Genomic DNA, 24,679 nt, shown 5'->3' on the forward strand with positions numbered 1-24,679 from the left:
TATAATCAAGCGATATAAGATTGTCTCTCTTTATTTTACAAATCCCAATTTCTCTGATATCGCATCAGCAGCTGCCATTACTTTTTCTGCAAATACTGGAATATTGTCCCCTTGATAATTTGCTTCCACTCCAGCAATGCTAATCCCTGCAATGACTTCTCCCTCATGATTAAAGATTGGCGCCGCAATGGAAGTTGTATAATTTTCCAACTCAGAATGGCTTACGGTATATCCATTTATTCTCGCTTCTTCTATCATTTGATATAATTCTTGTTTATCCGTGATTGTCCCATTTGCATATGGTAATAATTCTGTTTTCCGTACATATTCCTGAATGTCCTGTACAGGTAAGAAAGATAAAATAATCCGTGAACAAGCCCCCGCATATAATGGACTCTTTCTACCCACTGCCGTATACAGCCGAACCTTCTGCTTAAGGTCTAATTTTTCAATATAAACCGCTTCATCCCCATGCCTAATAATCAAATTAATCGCTTCTTCTACATCATCATGCAATTCTTTCATGATTGGATATGCAATGCCCCTTAAATCTAATCGTGAAGAAACTAATGATCCAAACCGGAGAAAAATAATCCCCAAGCGATATTTTAAATCATGCCCTTTTTCTAAAAATCCCATCTCTTCGAATGACTTCAGCATCCGATAGACTGATGTTTTCGGAATTCCAGATAAATCAATAATTTCCTGGAACGTCAACTCCGGATGATCAATAAACAGATTCAAAATATCCATCGAACGAACAACCGTTTTATTTTTATTTTTCATTATCATTATTGCTCCTTATCCCCTGTTGGTAAAACTATATTGATATGATTCAATTTATTCTAATCCTAACATAAATAATAGAACGAAAGAAATTTCGGGAAGTGACAGGCACCTCTATTTCCTAACTCCTGCTAAAACGGATTTCAACTGTGTTGGATCATGTCTTGCGATGTATGCTTTTTGAAAGTGATTTAAGTACTCATTTTCATGGCCTTTTGGAGAAATAATGATTAGTTTTCTATCGAGCATTTTCGCATATAGGTCAAACACCTTTGCTTTTCTGCCCTCATCAAGTGCACTATCAAATTCATCAAGTACAATAAAACTTGGGTTAATATCTAGCTCTTGCAATAAAGCTAATGCAAACAATAATGAGCTAAGGGATTCTTCTCCCCCAGATACACCTTTTCCTACCTTTCCAGCCCGTGCCTTTAAACTAACATCCTCCATTCTTCCACGATGGCCTTGTTTACGTACTTTAATGAATAAACGGAAATTAACTCTTCCATTCTTCTCTTCGTATTTATCAAAATTAATATCACATTCAAACTGAAAATGTGTCATATAGTTTTGAAAAAGTTGATGAATGCGAAGAACTTTCATTTGAATGGTCGTTACTAGATTCTGTTCATTTTCTTCTGCTCGTTTTTGGTTTTCTTCTAAAAGTCTTTTTAATTGATTAAACTCTGCGCTTTTTTCATCATAGTTTTCTTTTGCTTTATGATAAATATTTCCAGCTTCAGGATTTATACCGGTTTCTTGACGTGTGAAATCAAATTCCCTTCTTGCATGTAAATATTTATTTTTTAATGTTGATTCTGTTTGCTTTTTTAAAGGTTCTAAGGTAAGTGTTTCTTTATATAATTTTGGTACAAACTCTTTCATTTCAAGTAATTCTTCTTCATTTTTTATAATATTACTTTGCAATACTTCCTTTTCCTCTTTTTTCCTTGTCATTTGTATTTCCATACTATTTTTTTCTCTGATCATATCCTCTATTCTTCGTTCACCCTGAGAGATCTGTCGCTGTCTCTTTTCTTCTTCATCCTCTTTCTTACGGAACCGTTCTTCAAGTTGGTCGGTTTTTTCTTGTAATTGCTGAATACTATTTTGCAATTTTTTATGGTACTTTTTGGATTCATAGAGTTCCTCGAATTGACTTTTTTGCACACCTAGTTGTTCATATACTTCTAAATCATGCTCTAAATGTTCCAAATCAACTTCTATTCTAGCAATCTTACCTTTAATTTCATCCACCATCTGTTCGAGTTTTTCCTTTTCTTGCTTTATTTCTTCTAAGCGACTATTGTATTGCCATAATTTAGTCTCATTCCGTTGATGTTGATGGATTTGTAATTGAAATGCTTCCGCTTCTGCCACCTTTCCAACAACACTGTGGAGTTGCTGAAGCTCCTTTATAGCCATATCGTTCTTTTCTTTCCATTCATTAAGTTGATTGGATTTTTCCAATATTTCCTTTTTAAGTTTCGCTTTTCGTGCTTGAATTGCTTTTTCACTTAAAATATATGTTCGATATTCCTGTTTTCCTCGAATACCTTGAGAATCAATGAGCTTTCCATCACGAATCATTGGATATTCTTCTGATAGAAATTGTTTCACCCACCATAAAGCTTTTGCTGCAAATGTTTTTTCTTCCTTATTTAAACCCTTTTTCATTTGCAATTGAAGTTCTGGAATAGCATCAATATAGTATTCCGGAATAATTTTCATTAAAGAAACATGATATAAATCATTAATAGGTAAAACATATTTAGCATCATAAAAGATAGTATATTTTATTGCATCAAGTTGATGCTCTGCTTCAACTGGCGCGTTGTCCTGTAATTCAATCAATGATTGTAAAGGATATGCTCGTACATCAGCTTGTTTCATTTCATTTAAAACTTCCTGCTGCCTTTTAGAAACAACCTGATTATTTTCTAAAGCGGATAGTTCATCCCTTGTTTCTTTCATATATTCCTTTAATTGATCGATACGCTTATGATGATTAGAAATCGTCTCATCTAAAAAGGAAATTCTCTCTTCAACTATATGTTTACTTTTATACTGCTCTAAAAGTTCTTGATGCCCCTTTTCCTTTTCTTTAAAAACATCTATATCATTTTGTAGTTTAGCCCGTTTATCTATAATTTCGATGTTTTCATCCTGAAGGTTTTTTATTTTATCTTTATAATTATTCAATTGATTTGTTTGATCTTTTAATAATTGTTCCCTGTTTTTATAATATTCTTTCGTTTCTTTTTCTGTATAACGGAGCCGTTTACTTTTTTCTTCAACCTCTTTCAATTGATTCTCAAGTAATTTTATACTTTCTTTTAGGGAGCCAGCTTCTTCCTTCTTTTGTTCAAGTTCCTCTGCCTTCCTATTTATTTCTTCTATATAGTGCTCTTTTTCTTCTGTAATCGTTTGTAAGCTTCCTCTTTTATTAGCTACTTCTTTGTCGACTAGATGAAGTGATTCAGTTAAATCATCACGTTGAATGAGTAAATCTTCAATTATTCCTTCTGTTGTATTCAATCGTTGTTTATATAATACAGTTAATGCACGTAATGATTGAATCACATCACGACCATTTATTCGAATTGATTCCTGATGGGCTTTAAGACGTTCATACATTTTCTCAGCGTCTAACATTCTTAACTTATCATTATTTACAGATACTTCTGCTTCCACAACTGATGACTTGATCTCTTTTACTTGTTCTAAACTTACTTCCCAATTCTTCTGGATGTTGGAAATTCCATGCATTTCACTAAACACACGGAAGCGTTCTTCTGGAGACATCACTGCAAATTGATTTACTTCTTGTTGATACCAAATTAAATAATAATAATCCGGATAAATTTTATATTTATCTGTTAGTTCTCGGCGATAGTCACCGAAATTCGGCTGCCCACCTGAACGAAAAGTAGCCTTGTTTGTAAGTTCGTTTATTTCATCCCCATCTGCTATTTTATAAATACGTTTGATTGGTGAACTCGGTTCCTGCTCAAAATCAACAGAAAACTGAATGTAAAGTGGTGCATCAATTCGTGTTGGCCCCTCATTTTTAAATAAAAAATGAATAGATGCTCGCCATGTTTTATCTTCTTGAATATTTCTTGACTTTAATCCTTCCACATCTACTTTGCTTGAATAGAGTACAGCTCCCATACAAAAAGTAATCGTTGATTTACCTGATCCATTAGGCCCTGCAATGAGAATATGTTCCCCAGCCCCAGATAAATCGATAGATGTCGGTTCATAATCCCGTATTCCATGAAATCTCAACTCATGTGGTATCATTCTGTCTCACTCTCCCAGTGCTGAACATGGTATCGTTTGAAAAATTTAAGCACTTCTTCCTTATTAAACTGTTGGGAATGGCTAAATTCAATGGTTCGTCTTAAAAAGGAATCTGAAAACATATGAGCTCCAATGGCAGTCAAACTATATGCTTCTTCATTAGAATCAGATTGAAATTCCTCAACAGCACCTATCTTTTTCAACGTATTCATATTTACTTTAATTTTTTGACTTGCTCTTAATTGTTCATGCCCAAATGCATCAAATATTTGAGAGAGTAAAGTAAATTCATGTTGAAGTACTTCCTGTTGATAAAACATAAGTAGTAGAATGGCTAATGCTTCTTTAGACAACGTTCTTTTCGCCATACGTGCTGTTGTTCGTAACATCACGACGACTTGATCACGTTTTTTATCATAAATTAACTTATAATAACGACTTAATCCTTGATTCACACGATTGATAAAGGAATAAAACTGATCATCATCCTCACTAATATTTAATTGTTTCTCCACTTCATTTCTTGATAAGCCGAAATTTCCTGCACGTATCGTTGCTGAGGATGAATATAAAATATGCATAAAAGCTAATTCTTCATTTTCTGTTAAATAAGACTGTATAGCATTCATATTAGCAAGTGGTTGTTTATTTGCGTTTTCGTTGTCTGACTTTATATTCTCTGTCTCCATCTTCTACCCACTCCCATTCTTTTTCATACGTTTTATTTACTTCCGCTGGCTCTATATCTACTCTTTTATTAGCAACTAAAGCGGATATTGCCATTAAAGAGCGAACAGCATCACCGAAATGATTAGAACTTGATTCAATAATTAGTTCTTCGAGTTCAGTTTCCTTCTGTACCTCCACATATTGTTCAATTGCTTCCGTATCAATTACTTCCTTTGTCATTTTCCACATCGCATCACCAAAAATTTCATCAATATCCGTAGCTTCTATCATTTCTGTACTGTACGTAATCGACTCCTCTTCCTCAATATCCTCTCTTACATATGGCTCATAATTTTCCAAAAAGTCAATTCCATCATCAATTGCCTGTCCATTTAAATAAGGAGCCATTTTTACGGGAATCCACATTCCGTCCATTGATTCGTTTTCATAAAGATTCTGTTCCATGAAACTAAAAATTTGATGTGCATTCGGTATATCCGATTCAACTGGAGGATTAAACATTTTCTCGATAAATTGTCTTGTTTTTTCAGGGGAAATTAAAGAACCAATGTCCGTTGTTTGCATACTAATAAATTTTAGGTATTTATTGATCATCCCAAGACTTAAGCTTGTCCCTTCAGATAAAGCTTCCGTACTTTTATGAATTAAATCTGCCATCATTAAGCCATCTTCTATGGTAGGTAATTTCTCTAATCTCTCTTGCATTTTAACATCTATCTCATTCATTAATACGTGTATATGTCTTAATTGAGGTAATGCATCACGATCTGCTAATAACTCTAATTCCCGTTCTTTCAACAGTTCAATTGCATCATTCAAATGGCGAACCATACTTGCCACAACATTTCCACCTGAGATACCGTAATCATCATATGCCTCACTAATTTCAGCATCTCTTCTCGCTTGAAACAAGGAACGACCAATTTCATCTTGCATGTAATATGCTAAGGAATCATTTGCAGCACGGATAAGTGCATCCATCATTCGTTTACCTGTGTTCCTCATTTTTAAGCGTTTTGCCTGTTTCGTTACCCAATTGAATTTGATTAAAATATTTACAAATTGTTCAATACGTTTCTTCGTAGGAGGTTCCAAATCGTCATATGTGTTCAAATAACGGTAATAAATTGTTTCTGAGTTTTCAATTGGTTCATCTAGCCCTAGAGCCTCTCTATTAAAAAATTGAATGACTCTTAAAAAAATAAGTATTTCTAATGGAGATTCAAAGGTCTTTGCATTCCCCAGTGCACTAAACACGCCCGCCAGAGATACAAAGTCACGCATTGTCTGGTGGACTTCTGGGCTATTTGCTGATTTATCGAATACAGAAATTATTGATTGATCCATTTCGTCCATTCATTTTCATCCCCTAATATTTCTTCTTGTTCTCTTTTTGTTGTCTGTAATTCTTTTTGTAACCAATTGGAATATTGTTGATAATCAAAATAAACTTGTCCATCTCTTGCAATCCATTTAACTAATAATGAACCGGGAAGAATTTTATATGCATCATAAGCAATCGATAACCCTGATTCATCATAATCCGTCCATATAATTACTTGTTCTACACTTGAACAATTACTTAATTGCTTAATAAATTGTCGGTGTGCTGACCGTATATGACCATCTAAACAAATAACAAGTGAATCCGAGTGTTGCATGAATTTTGGAGAGGCAGCCATTCTTGTTAATATGGCACGATTTTCTACAAGCCAAATTGTTTTATTATCCGTTTCAAATCGATCCTTTAAAAGCGAAACATCTGTCACAGCATGTAACGATCCAATGTGATATGTCGCGAACTTTCCTTTTATACTTCCGGAAAAATAAATCGGTGTAATACTACCGAGACTCATCAACCCTAACGTCTTCGGGGAGTCATGCAGTAAAGTTTCTAATTGTGTAATAAATTCATCTTTATATCTATCAAATACTTTTGATCCACCAATTTCTTTAAAATAAAACGCCCCTATTTCTTTAAAGTCAAATGTAGATTTACTTCTCCTTAATGTTAGAATAGCTACTAAAAACTCAAGAAATCGCATGCGTTTTGAAACTGGCCAATCCTTTAAAAAGGAATCTTGTTTAAATGTTTGATAATCTATAGAAATCAAATAATCAATATGCTTTTGGAAACGATTGAACTCATTTGGTAGGACAACTTGGCGAAGCTCTTGTTGATAGTTTTTAAATCGATTTTCCTGTTGTTGGATTTTTAATTGTTTCTCATTTTCAAGATAGTTAAATAAGGCAGGCCCCATTAAATAACCTTCTGACACAGGGGTCCTTCCATCATTAGATAATACAACTTTTCTAACAATCCATCCCGCTAATAGCCAATCATGAATAGCATTTGAATCAGCTGAAATACGCTTTATTTTTCTAGTAGACAAGCGAGTTTTTATTAAAATATCATCCGGTTTGGAAGTTGTTACATTAGTTCTTTTAGAAACCCATAATCTAGCAATTCTCCGATATGTTCGGGGAGTTCTTTTTACGATATATGCTTTAAAGACATCATCTTCTTCTGCATCTATCCACTCTATTTCCTCATGCTTTTTCAGCAGATGTTCTTCTATATATTGTTTCCATTGACACAAAGAAATCCCTCACAATCTAGTCGTTATTATTTTATCCATGTGGTTGGATTTGAACAATTAACGTCATAAAAACTATAACCTCAATTAATGGAGGACATCATTCATCTTGTTATGCGCCACTTTATTCGAATACTTATATCATATCACCTTTTAAATAGGACGTCAGTTTGATATATATCTTTGTACCTATACTTAAAAAGGAATCCGTTCAAATGGAAAAGAAAATATCCTAGAAATAATAGATACCTTTAAATTCAAATAAAGAACTAGACAAAAAGCCGTATCTCAAATTATGAGAAACGGCTTTTTGCTGTGCTCTTGTTTTCAAAAAAATTTCGACAAAATCCGGGAAGTGACAGGCACCTCCCTAAAATTGTTCCAGTACCGTAAGAATGGCAAGGTATCCCATTCCAATCGCAATAATTGCTCCTGTTATCGTTAACCATAATGGGTGTTTGTAATCCCCGACAACATCTTTTTTATATGCTCCAATTAGGATTGTTCCTAGTGCAAGTGGTAAAATCAGCGCATTCAATGCCCCCGCTAAAATTAACACACTTACAGGTTGTCCAACAAATGCAAATGTTGCTGATGAAATCACAATGAACAAAATGATAATATAATTATGATATTTGTCAATCATTGGATGAAACGAACGAATAAAAGATACAGAAGTATACGCTGCACCAACAACCGATGTAATCGCTGCCGCCCACATAACGACACCAAATATACGGTATCCAATATTCCCTGCTGCTAATTGAAAGACAGATGCAGGTGGATTGGCAGGATTGATAGCTAATCCTTGGGACACGACACCTAATACCGCCAGAAAGAGTGCGACTCGCATCACTCCTGTTACAGCAATACCAAACACAGAACTTTTTGTCACCTCAGGTAGAGATTCAACGCCTTTTATTCCTGCATCCAACAGGCGATGCCCACCTGCAAACGTGATATATCCACCGACAGATCCACCAATAAGAGTAACAATCGCAAGTACATCAATCTGTGTAGGCTTTACTGTATTAATAAGAGCTTCACCAACAGGTGGAGAAGTTGTATATGCAACATAAACCATTAAAATAATCATGACTACTCCAGCTAATTGGATCACTTTATCCATCACTTTGCCTGCTTCTTTGATAAGAAAAATCATGATAGCAAAAACTGCGCTAATAATAGAACCGGTTATCGGACTAATGCCTAACATCGCATTTAATCCAAGTCCTGCACCAGCGACATTCCCAATATTAAATGCTAAACCACCGATAACGATGAAGATGGATAATAATACACCTAAACCTGGTAAAACCCTATTCGCAATTTCATGCCCACGTAATCCGGATACGGCAATAACCCGCCATACATTTACCTGTGCAAATACATCTAAAACTAATGAAATTAAAATAACAAAAGCAAAACTAGCAGCCAATTGCTGGGTAAAGACCGTTGTTTGTGTTAAAAAACCAGGCCCAACAGAAGATGTCGCCATTAAAAATGCTGCCCCAAGTAAAACACTTCTCGTTCTATTTTTATTTTTAAAATCATCCTTTGATAAGTCCTTTGCAATAGCCTTTTCTGACATTGCAATCAGCCCCTTCTCATGTTGTCAAATTTATTATTCAAAACCTTTTTCATATACGATTAATATATATTTCCATAGAAAATATAGAGGATTATTTCACTTCATTCATAAAGTTTTCCTACATCCATATGGATTTGGCAACCTTACACCAAGATTATCTTTTTATTTCCCTTTTATTTTCATGTCAATTAATACCGAAAATATAGTGAAAATTATGATAACTTTTCACGCCCATTGGCTAATAAAGTGAAACTTCAATCAGTGGGGAATTCTTGAAGTGGAGATCTTACAGCCAGTTAATCTGCGATAAAACAATAGTATTGTTGTTAGGCCAAAATAATGTAGTGACCTTTTTCCTCGCGTAATATTTGGAATATTCCGACATAAAAACCTGTACTTTCTCCAATAAAGTCAACCACATACAAATAATCATTATATAGTATTATGATTCAATCAATTTATTTTTAACAGTAACAACCTGTTTTTACTTTTTCTTTATAAAATAATTCATCAAATTTCACTTAAATGATGCAGTCAAGTATGCAACACTACACATCTATTCTTCCCATATCATTAAGCGAAATATTTTTATAAACTTTTCATTTATTTTTCAGTGAGTCTATTTTTGTTTTTTTAATTTTATGAAAATTATAAGCGGTATTTATTTATCCAAATGAATAAAATAAACCTTGTTCATGTTGTGAATGTAAGCAGGAATTATCTTTTAATCAATATCCTCAGCATTCTGCCATCTTAATAAATACAATGCTTATGAATTATAACAAAATAAAATGGTAATGTATACAGTTAATTATAATTAAGATTAAAGTTTAAATCTTCCACAATATTCTTATAGATAAATCAAAAGAGATGTGATTCTTGATGATTATGTTATCACTTGAAAGAAGGTCAGGGATTATTTAAACCATGTTAAAAAGCCTTTGATATCTATTTCAAAGGCTTTTTAACGCATTGATTTTATCTTATCCAAAACTAAGATTCTATTTTTAATTGATCATTCCATACAGGTGTTCTTTTCTCGAAAAATGCCTCTATCCCTTCTTTTGCATCCGGATGTTGAGTGTTAGCTGCAATTACCTCCGTTGAATAATTCAAAGCTTGAAAATCCTCCATATTAAGTTGCTGGTAAAATTGTTTTTTACCAATTTCAATGATATCCAAGCTCTGCTTCGTAACGTCTTTCGCTAATTTTTCAGTTTCCTTTTCTAATTTTTCACGAGGAACAACTTTATTTACTAATCCATGCTGTAATGCCTCTTCGGCTGACATCATATTCCCAGTAAATAATAATTCGGCGGCTTTTTTTCTACCTATATTTCTACTTAAAAATACAGCCGGTGTACTACAGAATAAACCACTATTGATTCCTGGCGTAGCAAATCTCGCCTCATCGCTAGCCACTGCCATATCACTTATGGCTACCAACTGACAACCAGCAGCAACCGCAACACCCTGGACCTTTGAAATAACGATTTGAGGAATCTCTCGTATCGTACGCATTAATCGATAGCAAGTTTGAAATAAATCAAGTGCTTCTTCGGAGGTACTAGCTTGTACTTCTCTTAAACTATGTCCAGCCGAAAATGCCTTCGTAGAACCTTCGATAATAACAACTTTCACCTCTCGCCTTTTAGCAATATCCTTTAATAATTCATCTAATTCCTGCATTAATTTCAGCGATAAAGTGTTAAATTCTTTCGGGTTTTCTAATTTTATATACGCAATGTCTTCATTTTTTCGAAATGATAAAAATTTCATCTGATCACTCCTCGTATATTATGTTTAGGCGTTATTTTTCCGCCTATTTTATTCTAACTAATTTATAAAATTGTATCTGCTAGTGCTACCGTTACTTTCCACTGCAGGCGGACGCTTTCCGCGGGCATGGCTTGAGCCTCCTCACTCGCAAAAAACGCTCGTTGCGGGGTCTCAAGTCTCATGCTTTTCCCGCAGGAGTCGCCGCCTTCCGTTCCAAGTAACTTGGTTTAGATAAATTCATGAATAAGTAAAGACCCTAAATAATATGCCAAATGTCTTGGACGTTCCGTGATGTTCCTAGATAATGGTCTTAGGATCATTTGGGACAATTCTTTCACTCCTTGCGGATTGTACCGCATTAAAAAGACTGTTTCCCAGTGTGTGTTTCGACCTTCAAACACGCAGGCTGTACACCTTGATATTCGAACCTAGATGTTAGTAGCTCTAGGGCGGCTTTCGATACAAGGATAGTACTCATAAACGAGGTTGCTGATCAGCGTTCACACTAGGGATATCCCGGAGCGTCCAAGACTTTAGTTCCAATGATTCTAAATCGAAAGGAGTGTTTGCCCCTATGAAATTATTTGTCGGTTTAGATGTTAGTTCTTTTGATATCAAAGCTTGTTTTTTAAATGGTGAAGGCGATCAGTTAAATTCCTTCACTGTTTCTAATGATTTACCTGGTGCTACGCAGCTAAGAGATGAAATTTTAAAGACGACCCAAAATCAATCTGTTAGTGAAATGAAAATCGGTCTTGAATCTACCAGTGTCTATAGTTTTCATCCATCCATGTTTTTGCACAACGATGAGTCACTTCGTGCTCTAGGTGGACAAGTGTTAGTAATGAATCCAAAACAGATAGCTAATTTTAAAAAGAGCTATAGCGATATGGATAAGACAGATGAAATCGATGCCTTTGTCATTGCTGATTACCTTCGGTTTGGCCGTTTGCCTATGTCAATTGTCAAAGAGGAACAATATGTTGCCCTTCAACAATTGACACGTGCACGTTTTCAAATAGTGCGCCAAACCACTCAGGAAAAACAACGTTTTCTTCAATATTTGAGTTATAAGTGTAATACATTTACAGAAGAGGTTGAGTCTTCTGTATTTGGTAAAGCGATGATGGATCTTTTTCTTGAAAGCTACAGTTTAGATGAATTATCCAGTATGCCTTTAGAAGAGTTAGCTGATTATTTACGAACTAAAGGCAAGAATAGATTTCCAGATCCAGAATATGTCGCCGAATCAATTCAAAAAGCTGTTCGTTCTTCCTATCGATTAGACAAGGTCGTAGAAGACTCCATCGACACCATGCTAGCGACTTCCATCACGTTGATTCGCACATTTGAAAAGCAGATTAAGGAACTTGATAAATCTATTGAGCGAATCATGAAAGGTGTGCCACAAACACTGCAGACTGTGCCTGGTATAGGACCAGTTTTTGCCGCTGGCATCATTGCTGAAATTGGACAGATTGAACGCTTCGAAAATGAAGCAAAAGTTGCTAAGTATGCAGGTCTATATTGGCGAAAACATCAATCTGGTCGCTTTACGGCAGATGATACAACTTTATCGCGAAACGGAAACCAGTATCTCCGATATTATCTAGTTGAAGCCGCTAACTCGATAAGAAGGCAGATCCCTGAGTACTCCGATTACTTTGCGAAGAAGTACCAAGAAGTACCAAAGCATCAACACAAAAGAGCCCTCGTCTTAACTGCAAGAAAATTTGTTCGTTTGGTGGATGCGCTACTACGCAAAAACCAAATTTACACGCCCAAAAGGAGCGTAATAAATGAAGCATAAATAGCTTCAAAATCCTTTTAACAATAACCAGTAAATTTTTACATGAAATTGCTGGTTTAGCTTAGAGTTGCCTTTTTTAAGCAAATTGGACCTTGATAATCAAATAATTATTTATTTTACTCTTGACATATTACCGCAGGTCTTCATTAATTTAGGTAGATTTGAAAATGAAAGTATAAATAACAGTATGTTTAATTTACTTATTTTTGTTATCTATTAATATTAGATAAATTAAAATCTTCCGTCAAATAAAAACAAACTAAAAGGAAGATAGCTTTTACTACCTTCCATAATTTCGACAAAATTCGGGGCGTGACAGGCACCTATCTAAAAAGGCCCGTATCCAGTCAAGACTGCGTAGGCAATGGCGATTGCGCCTACAATCATCCACATGATTAGTAATGGGAAGGCAAAGCGTACCCATTTGATCCAGTTAATTCCACCTACTGCAAGAACGGCCATGAGTACACCGGAAGTTGGAGTAATAATATTGGTAAATCCATCTCCTAACATCAAGATTAGGGCACCTGTCTGTCTTGTAATCCCTAATAAGTCAACAATTGGAACCATCAATGGCATGATAATTGCTGCCTGCCCTGTTCCAGAAGTGACCAACAAATTAAACAACAGATTAAATACATACAATAATTGCGCACCAATAAATACAGAAGTTAACTCTAATGGCACAAGTGCATAATGAACGATTGTATCTAAAATAGCTCCTTCATTTAAAAGAACAATGACTGCTCTTGCAAGACCGACAACTAGAGCACCATAAGCAATCGCCTTTGCCCCTTCAATAAATTTGTGAACAAATTCATTCGGACTTATTCGAGCAATGAAGGCGATTACAATTCCCATCATTAAAAATATCCCAGATAATTCATTGATTCCCCAACCGTACTGAAATGCTCCGTAAATAAAACCAATAATAAATATTATAAAAGTCAATAAAATGAATTGCTGTCTTCCCGTAATTCGTGATGTATCTTCCTTCACATCCGCTTTTTCTGCGAGACTACCAAACGGTTTACTCCCCATATAAGATTTCTCAGGATTGTTTTTGATTCTTTTCGCGTACCAATTGGTGTAAGTAATCGTAATCGTAATTAAAGCTAGAAAAAGTACGATACGAAGAGGCATTCCTGAAAAGAGTGGTAATTCAGCGATGGTTTGTGCCAACCCTAAAATCGTTGGATCGAAAATTCCCGCAATCATTCCAGAATAATATCCTAAATAGACAGTAGCAACTCCAACAATCGCATCTAATTTAAGCGAACGAGCTAATGCAATACCAATTGGTACAAATGCAATCACAGCATTTGCTGCTATTCCCATTGATGCTAATACACCGAAGATTCCACTAACCGTTGCAATTAACAGCATATAACGTCCTTTTGTCTTTTCGATTAGTGTATTAATTCCGGAGTTAATAGCACCTGTTGACTCGATAATGTGGATAATACCACCAATCGTAAAAATAAGGAAAATAATACCTGCTGATTCAATCATCCCTAATTGAATTGAACTAAATAAATCTAATATACTTGCTGGATTTGACTCTGTGGTTGAAAAACTCCCTGGAACTACTTTCGTAATATCATCTACTGTCTCCCTTTCATAGGATCCAGCCGGAATAAAATATGTTGCAAGAGCTGCAATAGTCACAATACTAAAGATAATAATAAATGCATCTGGCATCACAAAGCTTCTTGACTTTTTAAGTTGATTCCTTTCCATAAATACCTCCCCATTTATTTATTTTCTTTTTAAAAACATATCCATCTTTTCAAACTAAAAAAATTAAAATCGAAAATTATATGCTTGTATTGGATTACAGGGCTGTCCTTCCATGACATGCATCTTCCTATCCGTCAAATTCATAATCACCGCAAAAGCTGTGATCGAATCCTCATAATCAGATAAATGATGATTCTTATGTCGGCATATAGAATTTGGTGTATTTGCATGATCAGACAACCAGCCTTTTATATCACTTTCTGTTACAGACTCACGGGCATGTGCTTCAATCAAATCTTTCATTCTATCTTTTCTAATAAAGCTATTTTCTTTTGTGTGGGTATGAAGTTTTTTATTTAAATGTGTGGAACAAAAATGATTCGTGTGGTATAAATAGGATGATTTCGTTTCACGAGTATCGAAGTGTTGTGGGGATAGTTCCATATTTATTGCGCGTTTTTGATTGATGTTATCTTGTGCAATTAACATATTTGCTGAAGAGGCAATTTTTCCATTGGCAACTTTATCTTGTGCTTCTTCTAGTGTCATAGAGTTTAAAATTTCTCTTAATCCTAAATGAATTGGTAATTGATCTGTTTTCACTTCCGAACGTATCGCATTTAAACAAACACCGAGCCCATGATTATTGGATCCAATTTTTCCAATGATTCCCCCTTCCGTAATCATATTGATTTTTACACCATTTTCCTTTTTTATTCGAAGTGCTACTAAACTTCTAGATTGGGAGGAACGCCAATCCCATGTTTGAGCTAAATATGCTTTCTGACCTAAGGGTGGCATGACAGCTACACTCGTACACCCATCATGCTTATTTCCCGTTAACGCAATTTCACTCCTTGCATTTAAAGCTAAAATATCCTCAAATCTTACAGATGCACCTTCCGCAATCCCCTCTATCTCTTCCAGAAGCTCTACGTTCGTTTCTTTAATGGCATCCACATGAGATTTCGCCAATTCAACCGCTTCATCCCATTCGATATTCCTTTCATGCCAAAATAACTTTTCATACGAATCTAAACTAAACTCAATTTCTTCCTTCGCTAATTGTCCATGCTTTCTTCCCATTTCATGCGCCGAACCATTTAAATTTAATATTTTGATGGTATCACTCCTCCATTGTGTACAGTAGTTTAAACTACTGCTTTGCATACAGTTTATGATAATGGTGGAGAATTATGCTTTTTTAATTCATAATTACCCCATCATTCAAAAGGAGGTTTAGACTCGACTTTCTTCAAAGTAGAACTTAACATCCATTCACAAGCCATTCTATAAATAGTAAAAAATAAGCTTTAGGTTTTTCAATTAAAGGGTTTAGCCTTTTGGCGTTGTATACAAAATGGTACCATTTGGAAAAACGACTGTTCTCGCAGAAATAATCGATCATGAACAAGATCGAGTGATTAGTCCGAAAACAGTTATATTTACATATACTTTCATTTATCAGTATAAAGATGAAAATGGTAAATTGTATAAAACGAGAAAAAACGTATCATCAGCTACATATGATATGTACAAAGATAGTAAGTTTATTCCAATTAAGTATCGAAACAGATTTCCTTACGATACATTTATCGATAATCATTCGATTAGAGAGTTTTTTAGCCCGATTTTTACCGTTCCTACATTTATATTTGCTTTTATCGCTTATTTCATATATTTTTTTATAAAAAAATATATAGAAGTGTGGGGAATTCCATTTATGCGGACACAAGAATAAGAGTCATAGCGAACGATATAAACCTTAACAATGATGCGAAAGTAATGATACATGTCATTTGTATTTTACCTTTTTATCTTGAATGTATAATAATTTCCTGAAAGTATGTGGTCATTATTTTCTACAATGATATTATAAATAGTAACAATCCTATTATATTGTCTTTTCGGAGGTGAAAATTTGTTTAAAATAATCATTTTAATTGTCTTTTTACTTTTTATGTATATGATCCTCAAGAACGAGAAAAAAGCTGTAAAATTTACTATTCTCACTTATTTTACGTTGTTATCTATTGTATTTATCACTGGTCATTATTATATTACAACCAATTATCAGCTAAACGATGCCCCTGTTGAAGGTGGATTCATGAAACTAGGAAGCTGGGTAGACATCTTTTCTCATTTATTCATTATCCCGACATTTTTAGCGCTTTTTTATAAGCTGTTTCAATTTGTTCGAAAATCAATTGAACAACGTTGGGTACGCATTGTCTTGTATATATTTTGGTCGTTGGTCTTATTAGGCATTTACTTTTTATCCTACTTCTTTTTCATTCTAACCTTCTATGGATTTGCTCCATAGGGGAATGACAAGCAGCAGTTTAGCTGAAATATACAATCATAGATATTTATTTTATTGTAAAAATGCGGTATAATAAATTTAGAAGAACATAACATAAAAAAGACCGCCCATGCTAGAACATGGAACGGTCCTTCGTGTGAAAGCCCTTCAAGGGGGTAGCTCACATTTTAGGTTAGAAAAAGTAACCAACCCAGATGCGTGCTAGGCGAAATGGGTGGTTACTTTTTTTGTTGTGACAGTATGACAATAACCAATGTTGCAAAGGAAATCATCAAAGTTAAAGATTCAAATACTGTCATTCTTATCACCCCCTTTCATTTAAAAGGGAGTGAACTACCACCCACGAAAGCCCTATCACACGTATTATGATTATATCATAAAAGTAATTTATTCGTTCCCCAACACTTCTTCTTTATACTCTGCCAAAACACCATCTTCCATCTGATATACTTTATCAAAATAGTTGATGAGTCGCATATCATGTGTCACGACGATGGTTGTTGTGTTTTTACTTTTTGTTTCCCTTTTTAAAATATCGGTCACTTCAAAAGCTAAATTCGTATCTAATGATGCAGTTGGTTCATCCGCCAGAATGATAGATGGATTACTGTACAGTGCTTTTGCTATTGCCACACGTTGACGCTGACCACCAGATAAATCAGCTGGATACTTCGCACGCAAATCCGCAATTTCCAAATCTTTATACAAGCCTTCTAATTGTTCCTTTGTCATATTATTATTTTTCACTTTATCTAGTAACCTCAGCTGATCTGCTACGGTAAGAAATGGCACTAGATTCGATGCTTGTAAAATAAAACCAATTTCATTCAACCGGAGTTTCGAACGATTCTTTTCATTCATTGCTGTCATCGTTTGGTTATTAATGATGACCTCCCCAGAAGTTGGCGTGAGTAACCCACCAATTATCGTTAAAAACGTACTTTTCCCTGAACCAGAGGGACCGATTATTGCAATAAAATCCCCACGTTCAGCCGTAAAATCAATTTCCTTTAATGCTTCTACTTTTTTATGACCTGCCCCATACGTCTTCTTTACTTTATCTAACTGTAATATCGCCATTCCTCACCCTCCTATCGCTTGTAGTGGATCAATTTTTACAATGGTACGTACAGAGAAAACAGCTCCCATAATAGCAACGACCACGAAAATAAGTCCATATATTATCATTGTTACCATATCAAACGATACGGGAACAGCACTTGGCAAGAACGCCCCTGTCAAAAGGGTCAATCCAAAACCAATCACAACCCCAATAAAGCTAATCAAAAATGTTTGTGCTATCACGGAATTAGCTAAATAACGGCTCGAAATCCCCTGTGCCTTCAAGACACCAAACATACTCATCTTTTGCACGGTCAACACATATAAAAATATGGCAACAATAATTGCTGATATCACAATTAAGAAATAAATCATTAAATTTAACGTAAGATTCTGTTCCGTGTATCCCGGTAAATTTTCAATAAATGTATCAATCCCAATTACTTCTATTTCCTCTGGAGTTTCAATGGCATCCACATTATCCGTGCGAATAACAACCCCATTAATACGATCACTATTTTGTTCAGCTAGTTCTCCAAATTTCACACGGTGGAATGTATCTAAATCTGTATAAAGAACTGGTGATCCATGAAACCGTGCATTATCCGTAAAGCCGACAATCGTTAATTCAGCCTCTGTTCCGGATAAGCTAAGTGTATCTCCGATTGCAAATCCATCCTCTTTCAATTTATCTCCAGCGATAACCTCATTTTCCTTGGTAAACTTCTCTCCATCCGTCACTTCAGGCATCAAAAATTCATCTTCATTGATCCCGAACACAGAGATATTCGCTTTTTCATCATCATTATTCGCAATCGCACTGAACTGTCCAAGAATAGCCGTTTCATCCGCATCGATGCCCTCATGATCCTGTACGGTCATGGAAGAAAGACCTAAACTTTTATCCGATTCCTCTGTCAATACAATAGCATCCGCATCCCATTTATCGACCGCTTCCCGATTCAGTTGTTGAAGCCCTGTTGCAAGGCCGGATAAAAAGAAAACCAAAAAGGCAACAAGCATTAATACACCTGTAATTAATGTAAAACGCAATTTATTCTTCTTCATTTCTTTCCAGGCTAAGAACATCCAGACACTTCCTTTGACATTGGTGTTTTTTGACTTTTGATATTATCATAGCATATTGGGGGCGGTGTTGAGGGTGTTGGTTAGTTATCCATCATAATATTTAAAGGTAACCACTTGTTGCTATAATACATTAACAGAATCCACCATGCCTCTTCACAATGCGACCATGGTGGGTCCTTTTATTTATAGAGGAGACTCTCTAGGGATCAAAGAATCAAAAATATACGAACAGCAATTAGATATTCTAAAAAGCGAAATCTTACTATAGATAATATAAATAAAAAAATGCTAAGAAACGATAATTCAGATTTTTACCCAAAATAGGTAACAATATATCTTATGATCTCATTTATGTATAATTCTTATGCTACAGGCAACTTATGATACAGATTATTCAAATCCCTAACATTTATTAATTCATACAATCAAAACATAAGGAAGACTATGCCGTATAAATAAACAAAGGCACAACGACATAATCTTCCTCATATAGTATTCATTGAACCCCCAACGCTTTAAACACTGCATCTATCGGATCAGAATAGAATATAGGTTGTACTTTTACTAATAAATCTGATGGAACAGTCTGTAAATCTGCGACAGATGCTGCTGGAATTAATACCTTTTTTGCACCAGCATCGACACAGACTTGTAGTACATTTGCAAAGTCCTCTACCTTAGCAATGGTTCCACCTACTGTCATATTTCCAATTACAGCCATACTATCTAAAACCGGTTTATTCATTGCTGCCGAAAATAATCCAATTAATTGCGCAATACCCAGTTCTTCTGTCAAATCAATCCCTTGTAAATCGCTAATATGCATTAAATAATCCCTCGTTTTTGTGCTGATAGAATTACTAACGCTTTTACTATTAGCAGTAAAATAACGAAATGCTGTATCAAGGCTTTCACGGGCACCACGGTGAGAGCCTACACCAGACTTATCGTACTTCCCTGTTCCCGGTACTACTTGGTTTTCTAGTTTATACACTCCAATCATACCGGTATTATTTTGACCAGCTACATATACATGGCCAGGTTTCCCCATTCCTTCAGGTATTAATTTTCCACCACCTTGTTCAGGAACAGAGACAATTTCCTCATCCATTGTTTCTTTATCAATATAAGAGAACATTACATCGTAAAATTCCATTCCACCGATTTTTTTCAACTGTTCCTTGACTCGCCGCCTACCTTCAAGCGCATATTTTAAAATTTCTTCCACATCTTCCTTTGTAAAATCCCCATGTGGATATATTAGTTTAATCATACCGGAAACAGTTTTGCGAACGGCAATAGTATCACGTTGATTAAGATGCGTTCCTAATTTAAAAAAGTTTTCAATTGAATCTGTATATGATCGTTTTCGCATTTCTCTAAAATATTCTGCAATGTAATCCACAATAAATCCATATCGATTCGTAAAAAAATCTGGTCTCATTTTAGGAATTTCCCAACCGGGTAAATAATAATGCATTCGATCAAAGAATGCCGAATCATTTGCCATCTCTTCTGGAAACGGTGCAAACAAATGTGACGTTTTTAAAAGGACATCTACACTTTGGTTAATATTCCCCACAAACACCATAGAGGCACTTGCGTTTTTCTCTTCTTTTCCTCTAGCAAATGAACCTGATGCCATAAAATCCTTCATGATTTGAATACCATCTTTATCTTTAAAACGAATTCCAGCTACCTCATCAAATGCGACACAATCCCACATACCAACTAAACCAATTTTTCTAGACGCCATATTATAAAATAAATTGGCTACGGTGGTTTGTCCACCTGAGACAAGAATAGAATTTGGTGATAGTTCTTTATACACATGGGATTTCCCTGTTCCTCGTGGTCCTAATTCACACATATTGTAATTATTTTCCACTAAAGGGACTAATCGGAGCAATAAATGCCATTTTACTCGTTCTTCCAGCTGTGTAGGTTCCATTCCAATGGATCGCATTAAAATATCAATCCATTCATTTTTTGTGAAATGGGTACGTCCACTAAATATTTCTTCCATATCCATATTCGGCATTTGAATAGGTTGTAATGTATTCACTATGAATGGGCTATTGTTCCGTTCTTCTTCATCGTAATAGTAATCCATTTTTACCATACACCAGATACCACCAACCAAAAGCTTGTCATATTCCTTCACATAATTTGCTGGAACAGGAACTGCTTTCAAGCCTAAATTAGAGAATTCAGCTTCATAGCGATCTACTTTTGGATTAAGTGCCACCGTTACCTTATCAATAATTGAATATTGTCCAAGTTCGCGAATTCGTGATTTTATTTTTTCTGCTTCATCTGGACGAACAAAGTTTTTAGAGAGAATTTTTTTAACTCGGTTTACTCCTTCTTGAATACTTGCCTCATCATCTGTAGCAGCATACATCCCTAACAAATATTCTAAAACATAGACAGGTACATTTGCTCCTTCTTTAATCAATTTAGTTAAGTCTTTTCTAACTACTCGCCCAGCAAATACTTCATTTAATTTTTTATCAAGTTCTTTATTTACTTCCATTCCTTTCATTTTCACCTCCCCTTTTTTTAAAAATCAAAGTCACTTATAATTCCTAAATTAATTGTAAATGGAATTTTATCTATGATAACATCTGTTTCCGTATCTTTAATCACTAGATAATATGTCATATTTCGGTCATAATCTAACCTTTTTAATGCAAATTGGATGTTAAATACTCGTTCTTTTGGATCACTACTTGTCAAATCTCCAATAATAATTTCTTTATTCGATAAAGCTTGATCCTTTTCATCCGTTATATACACCACTACTTTACGAGGGGTTATTTTATCTGCTATTTTTTCAGTTTGAAAAAAGTCTAACGCAAAAATACTATTTGTGATTTGACGTGTTGTGCTTGTTAAATGGATATCTACCTTTTGTGATGATTCTGCTCCACGTTGCCCTGCCCGTTTATTTTTAATCTTTAATAATGGCACGGAAACTTCTTGTAAGCTTGCACCACCATGGACGAATTTCGATCCTGCACCTTGAATACGATAACGAATGGTCGCATTCGGAACATAAGCATACAGATTCGGCTCATTTTCAATGATACTAGATAGATCAGTCGTAAATTGACCTGGTAATTCCTTTTGTTCTCGAGATAACATGTAACGGCGTTTTATTTCAAGCGCATCAATGGACTCTTTTTGCAATAAATCACTCGTCCTTAAATCATCCTTTTGAAATAAAAATCCATGATCTGCCGTTATATAGAGATATGTACCGCTTAAATCGTTACGAATAATTCGTACTAAATTAGATAATTCGTCCAATGCTTGTTCTACTGCTTGGAACGTACCTGATTCTGTCGCAGCATTATCCCCAATGGCATCAATAGCATCGTGATATATATATATTAATTTCTTACCTTTAAATTTTTCTCTTCGCCCTGTCTTGTTCATCGCAAAAACATCTTCAAAATGGATAGCAATACTATCTTCTGAATAGGACTTAAGGATATTGTTTCTATTTTCCAATCCGGATGAATTCTGTCCATTTACTAATACTTGTCCTCGTTCATTTATTTCTAGTTGATTATGTGGTAATAAAGCTGCCATTCCTAGCTTCGTTACCGATGGGACGACACTTATCATTGATTCCATTTCACAGTCGCCCATAATTTCCGTATTTAATCTTTCTTGCAATTCTTTTCCTACTTCATAACGCATTGCGTCCGAAATAATAACAAATACTCGTTCATTTTTATGCACATGTGGTGCGATAAACGTGGTATAAAAATGTTGTTGATTCCGAACTCCTGATAAGGACCAATCATTTGTCATTTCATTTTTAACGGCTTGTGACCAATTTGTACTTAATTCCCCATGAAACCAATTTGTATATAAATTTTCTATAAGTGGCTTCAGTTTGGATAATATATCACTTGGACCTTCAGCATCATATGCAAGATAGAATTTACGGTAATATGTATCCATTAAATAATATTCTTTTACATATGCTTGATATAATGAAACAGCTTGACTTTCTGGGATACCATATGCGTACTCTTTTTTAAATGCCTGCATCTTTACCGCAAAAAATAACGCTTCGTAGAGATATCGATACTTATCATAGAAATGTTTGGTTCTTCTTCTGTTTATCAAGCCAAGATGTGACTCATAATCTTCTTGTTGGTTTAATAAACTATTCGCAATATAAATAATTACTGCTCGATCAATATACGGGAAAATATCTCCTTCTTGAAAAACCTCAATAGGTAACTGATTCAATGTGTCAGCTAAACGAATTTCTTCCTCAATTTCTTCCATGTAATCATTAAATTTTTTATAATCTTCCTTATGGTTCATCCAATGATCAATAAAAACAAATGCATTCGTTCGATTATACTCTGCAATAAATTGCGAGAAATTCGATAAGTACTTTTCATCTACCGAACGACTTAAGGCAGTAAGAGATAAATGCATACATAAAGTGCGTAATGTCTTCTTTTCACGCGTATAATTGTACTCTTTTTCAACGTAGTTCCAAAATGTATCAATATCGAAGTAACGCTCTATATCGTATAAATAACGATTGTTTTCATCATCTAATGTATCCATTAGTACTTTTCTTAGAACCGTTTCAAAGTCAAGTGATTGTGTTTTACATATGACATTCATTATTGCTAATTCGATTAATTCCTTCGTATATGTTTGAATAGCAAAAGACTTCAATCGCTTCGTTCGGTCTTTGCTCTTAAAAAATTGCGCGTACTGTTGAACCATAGCACGAAAAGAATAATCGATTTGTAAATCACTCATAATTAAAGACAAACGATCAGCATAAAATACCTTTGAGTATAATACCGTATCATATAGCCAATTCTCTCTCGATTGTAAATCCATATTAGTATATATTAAATACGAAGATGTCGGATCTTCTTCCTCTAATAAATGTTTTGCATAAAATTGATTATGTTTATGTAAATGGATGGTTTTTACATTCTCTATTTGTACATTGTTGAAATCATCTACAAATTCTTTATCAATATCTGTCCAAAATACAAGCTTTCTTTCCTCCCCATCTTTTAATGGTTCATTGAAAGCTTCTTGTAAAGAAGACATAATTTGGTTTGATTGCACTAGGTTCACCTACTTTCATATTATATAAAGGTACATCTAATACTCGATGCACCTTTATATTAGCTTATCACTATTTTAAATAATTCCTAAACAACCTCTTCTAAATTTTATAGAACTAGTCCTTTCTTCTTTGACCTTCATATAATCTTTTAAAGTCATCAAACAACTCATTTTCCCAAGTTTCATCATCAAATGTCTCATATGACACAACTATTGCCTCAAATTCCTCTATTTGATCCATATTTTCTGAAATTGAAAATCCACTTTCTTCACCATATGTTGCTCCATCAATTAAATTAATATCTTCTGCATTAGCTAAAGGAATATATTTGCCAGAATCAAGTGGTGAGTCGGATTGAATTTTCAGTGGTAGTCCATTTTCATCCCAAGCTGCATAAGCGATTACAGCATTTTTTATATCTGTACCACTATTATTTTCAATAATAACCTGTAGCATATCTGGATAAAGGGTTTTATAATCTTCATCTTGAATAATATAATCTTTTGAAATGACCTTCAAAGATTGTTCTTCGATTTTTCGTTTCATCTCTTCTTCTGTTAACATCTTTGGTTTTTCTTCTACTTCTTTTATTTCCTTTTTTTCATCGGTACTCGTTTTTGATTGATTACTTTCATTCTCAGTAACATTTTCTACACTAGATTCACTTGTTTGCTCTTCATGTGAATTTTCCTTTTGCTTGGTATTGTTACTTTCATTACTACAAGCTACCATCAACAATATACAAATAATAATAAAGTTCACTTTAAATAATTTATTCATCTAT

General features: G+C 34.6%; 18 protein-coding genes. 3 read left to right on the plus strand and 15 right to left on the minus strand.

Annotated elements, in window-relative coordinates; all coding sequences use genetic code 11:
- Window positions 1-30: 30 nt before the first annotated feature.
- From FHP05_RS09000 to FHP05_RS09030, 7 genes are all read right to left on the minus strand, one after another.
- Entirely contained in the window at window positions 31-786 is a 756-nt protein-coding gene (locus FHP05_RS09000) for an IclR family transcriptional regulator (protein WP_147667250.1), read from the minus strand.
- Window positions 787-900: 114 nt separating this feature from the next.
- A complete protein-coding gene (locus FHP05_RS09005; protein WP_147667252.1) occupies window positions 901-4,092 on the minus strand; it encodes a coiled-coil domain-containing protein in 3,192 nt (1,063 codons plus the stop codon).
- Entirely contained in the window at window positions 4,089-4,781 is a 693-nt protein-coding gene (locus tag FHP05_RS09010; protein WP_147667254.1) for a hypothetical protein, read from the minus strand. The genes FHP05_RS09005 and FHP05_RS09010 overlap by 4 nt, the downstream gene beginning before the upstream one ends.
- Window positions 4,738-6,138, minus strand: coding sequence for a hypothetical protein (locus tag FHP05_RS09015; protein WP_147667256.1), 1,401 nt, complete (start codon window positions 6,136-6,138; stop codon window positions 4,738-4,740). The genes FHP05_RS09010 and FHP05_RS09015 overlap by 44 nt, the downstream gene beginning before the upstream one ends.
- Window positions 6,114-7,382, minus strand: a complete 1,269-nt coding sequence (locus FHP05_RS09020; RefSeq protein ID WP_147667258.1) for a DUF7281 domain-containing protein — start codon at window positions 7,380-7,382, stop codon at window positions 6,114-6,116. The genes FHP05_RS09015 and FHP05_RS09020 overlap by 25 nt, the downstream gene beginning before the upstream one ends.
- Window positions 7,383-7,749: 367 nt before the next feature.
- On the minus strand, window positions 7,750-8,970 hold the full coding sequence (locus FHP05_RS09025; protein WP_147667260.1) for an NRAMP family divalent metal transporter: 1,221 nt from the start codon (window positions 8,968-8,970) through the stop codon (window positions 7,750-7,752).
- Window positions 8,971-9,963: 993 nt separating this feature from the next.
- Window positions 9,964-10,749: an enoyl-CoA hydratase-related protein gene (locus FHP05_RS09030; RefSeq protein WP_147667261.1), complete on the minus strand. Its 786-nt coding sequence runs from the start codon at window positions 10,747-10,749 to the stop codon at window positions 9,964-9,966.
- 574 nt (window positions 10,750-11,323) lie between these two features.
- Between FHP05_RS09030 and FHP05_RS09035 the strand changes: the two genes are divergently transcribed.
- Window positions 11,324-12,559, plus strand: a complete 1,236-nt coding sequence (locus FHP05_RS09035; RefSeq protein WP_147667263.1) for an IS110 family RNA-guided transposase — start codon at window positions 11,324-11,326, stop codon at window positions 12,557-12,559.
- A 327-nt stretch (window positions 12,560-12,886) separates the two neighbouring features.
- Here the strand turns inward: FHP05_RS09035 and FHP05_RS09040 are convergent, their stop codons facing one another.
- On the minus strand, window positions 12,887-14,299 hold the full coding sequence (locus FHP05_RS09040) for a YfcC family protein (RefSeq protein WP_147667265.1): 1,413 nt from the start codon (window positions 14,297-14,299) through the stop codon (window positions 12,887-12,889).
- Between the two features lie 63 nt (window positions 14,300-14,362).
- Window positions 14,363-15,469 carry a C45 family autoproteolytic acyltransferase/hydolase gene (locus FHP05_RS09045; protein WP_147667267.1) on the minus strand — a complete coding sequence of 369 codons (1,107 nt, stop codon included), beginning with the start codon at window positions 15,467-15,469 and terminating at the stop codon, window positions 14,363-14,365.
- A 190-nt stretch (window positions 15,470-15,659) separates the two neighbouring features.
- Here FHP05_RS09045 and FHP05_RS09050 point away from each other — a divergent pair, with 190 nt between their 5' ends.
- Window positions 15,660-16,040, plus strand: a complete 381-nt coding sequence (locus FHP05_RS09050) for a hypothetical protein (protein WP_147667269.1) — start codon at window positions 15,660-15,662, stop codon at window positions 16,038-16,040.
- Between the two features lie 180 nt (window positions 16,041-16,220).
- The gene (locus FHP05_RS09055) at window positions 16,221-16,622 is read left to right on the plus strand and encodes a hypothetical protein (RefSeq protein WP_147667271.1); all 402 of its coding nucleotides are present in this window, start codon (window positions 16,221-16,223) and stop codon (window positions 16,620-16,622) included.
- Window positions 16,623-16,840: 218 nt separating this feature from the next.
- On the opposite strand, the gene FHP05_RS15765 is transcribed toward FHP05_RS09055, so the two are convergent.
- The 6 genes from FHP05_RS15765 to FHP05_RS09080 all read right to left on the minus strand — a co-directional run bounded on the left by FHP05_RS15765 (window position 16,841) and on the right by FHP05_RS09080 (window position 24,675).
- Complete coding sequence (locus tag FHP05_RS15765; RefSeq protein ID WP_407923432.1) at window positions 16,841-16,921, minus strand: putative holin-like toxin; 81 nt, start codon at window positions 16,919-16,921, stop codon at window positions 16,841-16,843.
- An 88-nt stretch (window positions 16,922-17,009) separates the two neighbouring features.
- Window positions 17,010-17,702, minus strand: coding sequence for an ABC transporter ATP-binding protein (locus FHP05_RS09060; protein ID WP_147667273.1), 693 nt, complete (start codon window positions 17,700-17,702; stop codon window positions 17,010-17,012).
- 3 nt (window positions 17,703-17,705) lie between these two features.
- On the minus strand, window positions 17,706-18,773 hold the full coding sequence (locus tag FHP05_RS09065; RefSeq protein WP_147667275.1) for an ABC transporter permease: 1,068 nt from the start codon (window positions 18,771-18,773) through the stop codon (window positions 17,706-17,708).
- 496 nt (window positions 18,774-19,269) lie between these two features.
- The gene (brxL, locus tag FHP05_RS09070; RefSeq protein ID WP_407923429.1) at window positions 19,270-21,318 is read right to left on the minus strand and encodes a protease Lon-related BREX system protein BrxL; all 2,049 of its coding nucleotides are present in this window, start codon (window positions 21,316-21,318) and stop codon (window positions 19,270-19,272) included.
- Window positions 21,319-21,335: 17 nt separating this feature from the next.
- Window positions 21,336-23,894, minus strand: a complete 2,559-nt coding sequence (gene pglZ / locus FHP05_RS09075) for a BREX-1 system phosphatase PglZ type A (RefSeq protein ID WP_147667277.1) — start codon at window positions 23,892-23,894, stop codon at window positions 21,336-21,338.
- A gap of 115 nt (window positions 23,895-24,009) precedes the next feature.
- The gene (locus tag FHP05_RS09080) at window positions 24,010-24,675 is read right to left on the minus strand and encodes a DUF5780 domain-containing protein (RefSeq protein ID WP_147667279.1); all 666 of its coding nucleotides are present in this window, start codon (window positions 24,673-24,675) and stop codon (window positions 24,010-24,012) included.
- Window positions 24,676-24,679: the final 4 nt, after the last annotated feature.

The sequence above is a fragment of the Cerasibacillus terrae genome, assembly GCF_008039555.1.
In the GTDB taxonomy this organism is placed as follows: Bacteria; Bacillota; Bacilli; order Bacillales; family Amphibacillaceae; genus Cerasibacillus; species Cerasibacillus terrae.

Coding starts and splice junctions, on each gene's coding strand:
- FHP05_RS09000 (WP_147667250.1), bottom strand. CDS start 786: ATGAAAAATAAAAATAAAACGGTTGTTCGTTCGATGGATATTTTGAAT.
- FHP05_RS09005 (WP_147667252.1), bottom strand. CDS start 4,092: ATGATACCACATGAGTTGAGATTTCATGGAATACGGGATTATGAACCG.
- FHP05_RS09010 (WP_147667254.1), bottom strand. CDS start 4,781: ATGGAGACAGAGAATATAAAGTCAGACAACGAAAACGCAAATAAACAA.
- FHP05_RS09015 (WP_147667256.1), bottom strand. CDS start 6,138: ATGGACGAAATGGATCAATCAATAATTTCTGTATTCGATAAATCAGCA.
- FHP05_RS09025 (WP_147667260.1), bottom strand. CDS start 8,970: ATGTCAGAAAAGGCTATTGCAAAGGACTTATCAAAGGATGATTTTAAA.
- FHP05_RS09030 (WP_147667261.1), bottom strand. CDS start 10,749: ATGAAATTTTTATCATTTCGAAAAAATGAAGACATTGCGTATATAAAA.
- FHP05_RS09035 (WP_147667263.1), top strand. CDS start 11,324: ATGAAATTATTTGTCGGTTTAGATGTTAGTTCTTTTGATATCAAAGCT.
- FHP05_RS09040 (WP_147667265.1), bottom strand. CDS start 14,299: ATGGAAAGGAATCAACTTAAAAAGTCAAGAAGCTTTGTGATGCCAGAT.
- FHP05_RS09045 (WP_147667267.1), bottom strand. CDS start 15,469: ATGCAAAGCAGTAGTTTAAACTACTGTACACAATGGAGGAGTGATACC.
- FHP05_RS09050 (WP_147667269.1), top strand. CDS start 15,660: ATGGTACCATTTGGAAAAACGACTGTTCTCGCAGAAATAATCGATCAT.
- FHP05_RS15765 (WP_407923432.1), bottom strand. CDS start 16,921: ATGACAGTATTTGAATCTTTAACTTTGATGATTTCCTTTGCAACATTG.
- FHP05_RS09060 (WP_147667273.1), bottom strand. CDS start 17,702: ATGGCGATATTACAGTTAGATAAAGTAAAGAAGACGTATGGGGCAGGT.
- FHP05_RS09065 (WP_147667275.1), bottom strand. CDS start 18,773: ATGTTCTTAGCCTGGAAAGAAATGAAGAAGAATAAATTGCGTTTTACA.
- brxL (WP_407923429.1), bottom strand. CDS start 21,318: ATGAAAGGAATGGAAGTAAATAAAGAACTTGATAAAAAATTAAATGAA.
- FHP05_RS09080 (WP_147667279.1), bottom strand. CDS start 24,675: ATGAATAAATTATTTAAAGTGAACTTTATTATTATTTGTATATTGTTG.